This is a genomic window from Candidatus Zixiibacteriota bacterium (assembly GCA_014728145.1).
Lineage (GTDB): Bacteria > Zixibacteria > MSB-5A5 > JAABVY01 > JAABVY01 > WJMC01.
The window spans coordinates 1-6,522 of record WJMC01000049.1 but is presented as its reverse complement, the minus strand read 5'-3'; the positions used below and the strand labels follow the sequence as shown (position 1 = coordinate 6,522).

Below are 6,522 nucleotides of genomic sequence, written 5' to 3'. Positions count from 1 at the left end.
GCCAGGATTTTGTCTAAAAGCTTTCCGGCCCGGCCGACAAAAGGCTTACCCTGCAGGTCCTCATCACGACCGGGACCCTCGCCGACAAACATCACATCAGCTTTCGGGTTGCCGTCACCGAAGACAAATTTGGTACGTCCCTTATGAAGCGGGCATTTTGTGCAGGTATTTATATCAGCCTCGAAATCATCCAGGTTCTTGTAAGTTTTGGTCTTCTGAACCATCTTCAATCCTTCTAAATATTTAGTATCCACTGCCAGAAGATCATCACCCAGCTCGAGCTTTTGCGCAAGAGCTACCCGGGTCATCTCGATCGCTTCGTCGACAGCCTGTGTGTGTTTGTCATCCATTGTGCTTACTTTTTATACTGATTTTAAGGGCGCTGTCGAGGATTTTATCCGCCAGCTCAAGCTTGCTCATCATAGGGAGTTCATAGCTGTTACCATCAGCCTCAATGATCGTGACCTGGTTGGTGTCGGACTTGAAAGCCGCTCCTGTAATTTTGGGGTTGTTGACAACGATCATATCGAGCTTCTTCCTGTTTAATTTTTCACTCGCATTGGCAACCACATCCTCGGTCTCCAGAGCAAATCCGACCATGACCTGAGCAGATTTATCCCGTGATAACTCCAGAAGGATGTCAGCTTTGGGCACGAGTTTCAACTGGATCGGCTGAGCACTCTTTTTGATTTTGTGCTCGCTGACTGTTTCCGGGCCATAATCGCCCACCGCGGCCGCCATCAGGAGCATATCACACCTGTCAAAATGCTCCCTGAGAGCTTGTCGCATCTGGCTTCCGCTTTCAACATCGATTCTAGTAATTCCGGCAGGTGCTTCAAGAGCAACCGGCCCGGATACCAGCGTCACCTCCGCCCCGCGCGCTCGAGCCCGCTCTGCCAGGGCGTAGCCCATCTTGCCGGAGGAAGGGTTGGAAATATAGCGCACCGGATCGAGATACTCTACAGTTGGACCGGCACTGATCAAAACCTTCAGCCCGGATAGATCTGACTGCCCGCCAAAATGCGAGGTGATGACAGTGACGATATCCTGCGGGTCCGGCAGACGGCCGACACCATAAGTCTTGCAGGCCAGTTCACCAACTGTCGGTTCAACGAAACGATAGCCAAGATCCTTGAGTTTACGCAGGTTGGCCTGCATAATCGGGTTCTCGTACATATGCGTATTCATCGAGGGCGAAATCATGACCGGCGATTGCGAAGCCATTACGACGGTCGACACGAAATCATCGGCAATTCCTGAAGCTATCTTACCGATCATATTGCCAGAAGCGGGTGCCACAACAATAAGATCGGACCACTCAGCCAGATCGATATGATGAGTGCCGAAATAACGGTCTTTTGGAAACATCTCGGAATAGACCGGATGATCAGTCAATGTCTCGAATGTCAGGGGAGCCACAAATTCACCGGCGGAACGAGTCATCATCACGCGCACTTCGGCACCTTCCTGACGGAGAAGCCGAACCAGGTAAGCGCTCTTGTAAGCGGCAATACAGCCACATACGCCCAGCAGAATTTTGCGGTTGGTTAGTCTCACGGGGAATTATCTGTTAATGAGCCGTTTCTTCGCCGGAAAGATTGAACCAGTTCAAATCGAGCTTCTTGTTGACACCACCAAAAATGACCGATGAGGCGATCAGCTTCAGGGTATCGGAGTCGACCGAACCCGGTTCGAGAAGATGAACGCGGTCGATAATGCTCTCGAATTGCTCTGAATTCAACAGGCCGAGCTGATACAGCTGAATCAGAAAACCGCGTGCTTCAGTCGAGAGCACCTGCTTTTCGGTTTCGGAAAAAACTCGCGGGGGTGGATTGTACAACTCGCGCGTCAGAAGTTGCTGGACGCTGTTGGACTGAACTTCTTCTAAAAACCAACCATAAGCGGAGGAAATCTCGTTGTCGGAAAATCCCATGCTTTTCAGCGAACGGGAAATATCGTCCAGGTGGGTCAGCGCTCCGTCATGGCTGCGCATATGCTGCATCAGGTAAAATACAATTTCAAGTATTCTCTCGCCCAAATCAACCTCTCCAGAATAACGGGAATGTAAACATCTCAAACGTGAAAATCAAGTTAAAATCCGATTAGTGTTTAAAATGGCGAATCCCGGTAAATACCATACTTAGCTGGTGTTCATTGGCCGCTTCGATGGCTTCATCGTCTCGTTTTGAACCACCCGGCTGAATAATCGCCTTTACTCCGGCTTCGGCCGCGCGATCCACGCCGTCTCTCATCGGGAAGAAAGCATCCGAGGCCAGGCAACTCCCTTTAGCACGCTCTCCCGCTTTCATAGCCGCCAAAACAGAAGCATCCACCCGCGAGGTCTGACCACAGCCGACTCCCACGGTTTGCTTGCCCTGGACCAGTAAAATCGCGTTAGATTTCACATGTTTCACAATTTTAAACGCAAACAACATCGATTCTATTTGTTCTTCAGTCGGAGCGACTTCAGTCACGGTTTTCAGGTCCTCACGTTTGACCTCGTACAGATCCGGATCCATCGCCAAAAGACCACCCTTCAGGAAGCTGTACTGGTGGAAAGAGGACTTGTAGCCCTCCATAATCTCGGGCAGTTTCAGGATTCTGCGAGCTTTCTTCTTCTTCATCCGTTCCACCACGCCTTCTTCGTATTCAGGCGCCAGGACACATTCCACGAACTTGGTCTCATGTAACAGCTCCGCAGTCTCTTTATCGACAGGTTTATTCAATCCGATAATAGAGCCATAAGCGGAAATCGGGTCGGCTTCATAAGCCAGACGATAAGCTTCGGTCAAGCTATCGGCCTCGGCCGCGCCACATGGGTTGGCGTGTTTACAGACCACCGCAAACGGCGTCTTGAAATCCAGGATCATCGACAGGACCGCCTCCAAATCGCCGTAGTTATTGTACGACAAGGCTTTGCCGCCCAGAACCTGGGCCCGGGAAAGCGTCGGCATATTCGCCCTGGGATCGGTGTAGACCGCCGCGCCCTGGTGCGGATTTTCCCCGTAACGCAAATCCATCATCTTCCTGACAGAGATATTGATCGTCTCTGGAAAACTGCTCACCTTTTCGGCCTTGCCACAGACAAAATAAGTTGAAATCGCCCGATCGTAGTCAGCCACCCGGCAAAACGCGGATTTTGCCAGATCAAGGCGGGTCTGGTACGAAATCGAGGCTGTATTTTCGCTCAATTCCTCGATAATATCGCTGTACTGCGAGGGATCGGTGACTATGGCGACATAGTCGAAGGCTTTGGCCGCTGAACGAAGCATGGTAGGGCCGCCGATATCGATATTCTCGATAATCTCCTCTTCGGTAACACCTTCCTTTTTGAGAGTCGACTCAAATGGGTAGAGATTCAGGATCACCATGTCGATGTCTTTGTAGCTGTGGGCTTTCATTTCCTTCTGATGATCTTCGACATCACGCTTATAGAGGATTCCGGCATGGACCGCTGGATGAAGCGTTTTCACCCGTCCATCCAGGATCTCCGGCGCGCCGGTGAACGAGGATATCGGGATGACCTGGATACCGTTTTCCTTGAGCACTTTTTTTGTACCGCCGGTTGAAATGATTTCGACATCCAGATCCTGAAGTTTTTTGGCCAGCTCAACTATTCCGGTCTTGTCCGAGACCGAGATCAACGCTCTCTTTATCTTGATCCAGTTTCCCTTTTGGCTCGCAGACATAACACCTTCCCTTTATTCCACCAGAAGCTCGTAGGCTTCCTTGTATTTTTCGCTGGTTTTGTTGATGATATCTTCCGGTACCTCGGGTGCCGGTGGTTTTTTGTTCCAACCGCTCTGGCTGAGGTAGTCGCGGATGAACTGCTTGTCGAAACTCTCCTGGCTCTTGCCCTTGGAATACTTGTACTTGGGCCAGAAACGCGAGGAATCAGGTGAAAGCACCTCATCGATCAAGGTAAGCTGATCGCCGTCGAAGCCGAATTCGAACTTGGTGTCGGCTATCATGATTCCGCGATTTTCAGCGTAGTTGGAAGCTTTTTCGAACAGCCGAATCGAAACATCCTCAAGCTTTTTAACGAGATCAGATCCGATTTGGTCTGCCATCTGTTCCTGACTGATATTTTCGTCGTGGCCGGTTTCAGCCTTGGTCGAGGGAGTAAACAGTGGTTTAGGCAGTTTTTCCGACTCCTCGAGGTTGTTGGGAAGCTCGAAACCATGCAGTATCTTCTTGGCATTTTTCTCTTTGGCTCTCTGGTACTCTTTCCACATCGAACCGGTAATATATCCCCTTACAATGCATTCGAAGTCGATTCGCTTGCATTTCTTGACCAGCATCGAACGCCCATCGAGGATATCGCGATACCTGGTCAGTTCCGAGGGATACTCATCCAGGTTGGCTGTAATAAAGTGATTCGGAACGACATCCTTGAGATAATCGAACCAGAAAACCGACATCTGGGTAAGCACCACTCCCTTGTTGGGTATCGGGTTGGGCAGAACCACGTCAAACGCGGAGAGCCTGTCGGAAGCTACCACCAAAAGCTTGTCGCCCAGATCGTAGACATCCCGCACCTTTCCCTCGGCAAAGCGGGGAAATTCCTCTATCTCCGTCTTGTAAACAGTTTTGATTTCATCATTCATCGAGAGTAATTTCTCCTTTGGCAATTTTTGCGATTGTTTCGGGGTACAATTTATGTTCAAACTCAAGCACTTTTTTCTGCAGGCTCTCCGGATTGTCATCGGGACTAACGGCGACTTGGCAACTATTCAAGATTTTTCCCTGGTCATATTTTTCGTTAACCTGATGGATCGTCACTCCGGTCGCATCCTCGCCGGCTTCAAGGACCGCCTCGTGGACATGGATACCGTACATCCCTTTACCCCCGTATTTGGGAAGCAAGGCGGGATGAATATTTATGATACGATACTGGCGGATCAGTTCCGATGGAATCAGTTTCATATAACCGGCCAGGCAGATCAAATCGATACCATGTTCACGCAGTTTTTCGAGGATAAAGTCGACATAAGCTTTGGCGTCGGCAAATTTCTTTTTCTGCCACACGACAGTCGGTATCCCGGCTTTCCCGGCTCTTGTGAGAGCAAAAGCCTTGAGGTTGTTCGAAACCACCAGAGCCACCTCGGCCGGGAAATCAGGATCGCGGGAGGCATCGATTATAGATTGCAGATTTGAACCGCCGTGCGATGCGAATACTGCCAGCTTAAGCTTGTCTGTCATCGAGTGTCTCCCTCAACAGTTTGTTTACAGCCTGCGGGTCGGCCTGGCCGCCCGTTTTGGCCATCACCTGGCCGACGAAAAATACAAACAGCTTCTCTCTGCCGTCAAGATACTTTTTCAGATTCTCGGGGTTCTCACTGATAACTTCTTCTATCACTTCCAGTAACGAATCGCGGTCGGTTATCAGCCTGAGCCCCTCGCGCTCGATAATCGCCTCCGCCGGCTCACCTGTGGCAATCATCCGCCTGAGCACAGTAGCTGCGATCTTACCTGAGATCTGTTTCTTTTGGACCTGAATCAAGAGATCCGCAAGCATCCAGGGACTTATTTTCAGCTTCTTCAAACTGATCTTCTCAGCACTCATCAGCCCCATAAGCTCGGTTAAAATCCAGTTGGCGGCCAGCTTCGAATCTTGGCAATATCCGGCTGTCTTCTCAAAATACTCTGATAATTCGAAATCGGATATCAATGCCTGCGCCGAATCGAACGGCAATCCCATATCAGTGAGGTAACGATCCAGCCTCTTGTCCGGAAGTTCCAAAAGAGAGCATTTCAATCGCGCGATCAATTCTTTTGAAATCTTATGGGGCGGAAGATTCGGCTCCGGAAAAAAGCGGTAATCGGATGATTCCTCCTTGGATCGCATTGGGAGGGTCGTATTCATCTGCTCGTCATAGAGACGGGTCTCGCGCAAAACAGAATTCCCGGCCTTCACCGTTTTAACCTGGCGTTTATACTCGTATTCCAATGCCCGCCTGATGAAACGGAAGGAATTCAGGTTTTTCAGCTCGACTTTCGGTCCCAAAGCGGAATCATCGCTATCTCTGATCGAGATATTGGCATCGCATCTCAACTCACCTTTTTCCATATCCGCATATGACAGGCCAAGGTACTGCACAATCTGCTTGAGCCGTTTCAGAAACAGATAAGCCTCTTCGGGACTATGAATCACCGGCCGGGTAACGATTTCCAAAAGCGGAACCCCGCATCGATTGAGATCTACAGTGGTGCATTCGTGGCCATGAAATGACTTACCGGCGTCCTCTTCCAGGTGACATTCCTCAAGCTCGATATACTTGTGTTCTTTATCCGTCTCTATCCTGATTTTTCCACCCCGCGCAAGTGGATTGTGATATTGAGTAATCTGATAGCCCTTGGGGAGATCGGGATAGAAATAGTTTTTTCGATCGAATTCAAGCACACCGGCAATTTCAGCTCCAACCGCTGTTGCGAATTTAAGTCCTTTTTCGACAGCCTTTTTATTTGTGACCGGAAGTGCACCCGGAAGCCCCAAACAGACCGGACAGATCAGGCTGTTGG

Annotated in this window: 7 protein-coding genes; all 7 read right to left on the bottom strand. The window is 50.0% G+C overall.

The window, feature by feature from the left end:
• On the bottom strand, window positions 1-224 hold a 224-nt coding region (locus tag GF404_02810; GenBank protein ID MBD3381108.1), incomplete at its 3' end, for a uracil-DNA glycosylase.
• Between the two features lie 118 nt (window positions 225-342).
• Window positions 343-1,557 carry a bifunctional phosphopantothenoylcysteine decarboxylase/phosphopantothenate--cysteine ligase CoaBC gene (gene coaBC / locus GF404_02805; protein ID MBD3381107.1) on the bottom strand — a complete coding sequence of 405 codons (1,215 nt, stop codon included), beginning with the start codon at window positions 1,555-1,557 and terminating at the stop codon, window positions 343-345.
• 13 nt (window positions 1,558-1,570) lie between these two features.
• Window positions 1,571-2,038 carry a DUF494 family protein gene (locus GF404_02800; protein MBD3381106.1) on the bottom strand — a complete coding sequence of 156 codons (468 nt, stop codon included), beginning with the start codon at window positions 2,036-2,038 and terminating at the stop codon, window positions 1,571-1,573.
• Between the two features lie 64 nt (window positions 2,039-2,102).
• Window positions 2,103-3,689 carry a bifunctional phosphoribosylaminoimidazolecarboxamide formyltransferase/IMP cyclohydrolase gene (purH, locus tag GF404_02795; protein MBD3381105.1) on the bottom strand — a complete coding sequence of 529 codons (1,587 nt, stop codon included), beginning with the start codon at window positions 3,687-3,689 and terminating at the stop codon, window positions 2,103-2,105.
• Window positions 3,690-3,701: 12 nt separating this feature from the next.
• Window positions 3,702-4,607, bottom strand: a complete 906-nt coding sequence (locus GF404_02790) for a phosphoribosylaminoimidazolesuccinocarboxamide synthase (GenBank protein ID MBD3381104.1) — start codon at window positions 4,605-4,607, stop codon at window positions 3,702-3,704.
• Complete coding sequence (purN, locus tag GF404_02785; protein ID MBD3381103.1) at window positions 4,600-5,202, bottom strand: phosphoribosylglycinamide formyltransferase; 603 nt, start codon at window positions 5,200-5,202, stop codon at window positions 4,600-4,602. Before purN ends, GF404_02790 begins: the two co-directional genes overlap by 8 nt.
• Window positions 5,186-6,522 (bottom strand): Asp-tRNA(Asn)/Glu-tRNA(Gln) amidotransferase subunit GatB (gene gatB, locus GF404_02780; GenBank protein MBD3381102.1); only part of this gene is annotated, 1,337 nt, incomplete at its 5' end. The genes purN and gatB, both read right to left, overlap by 17 nt.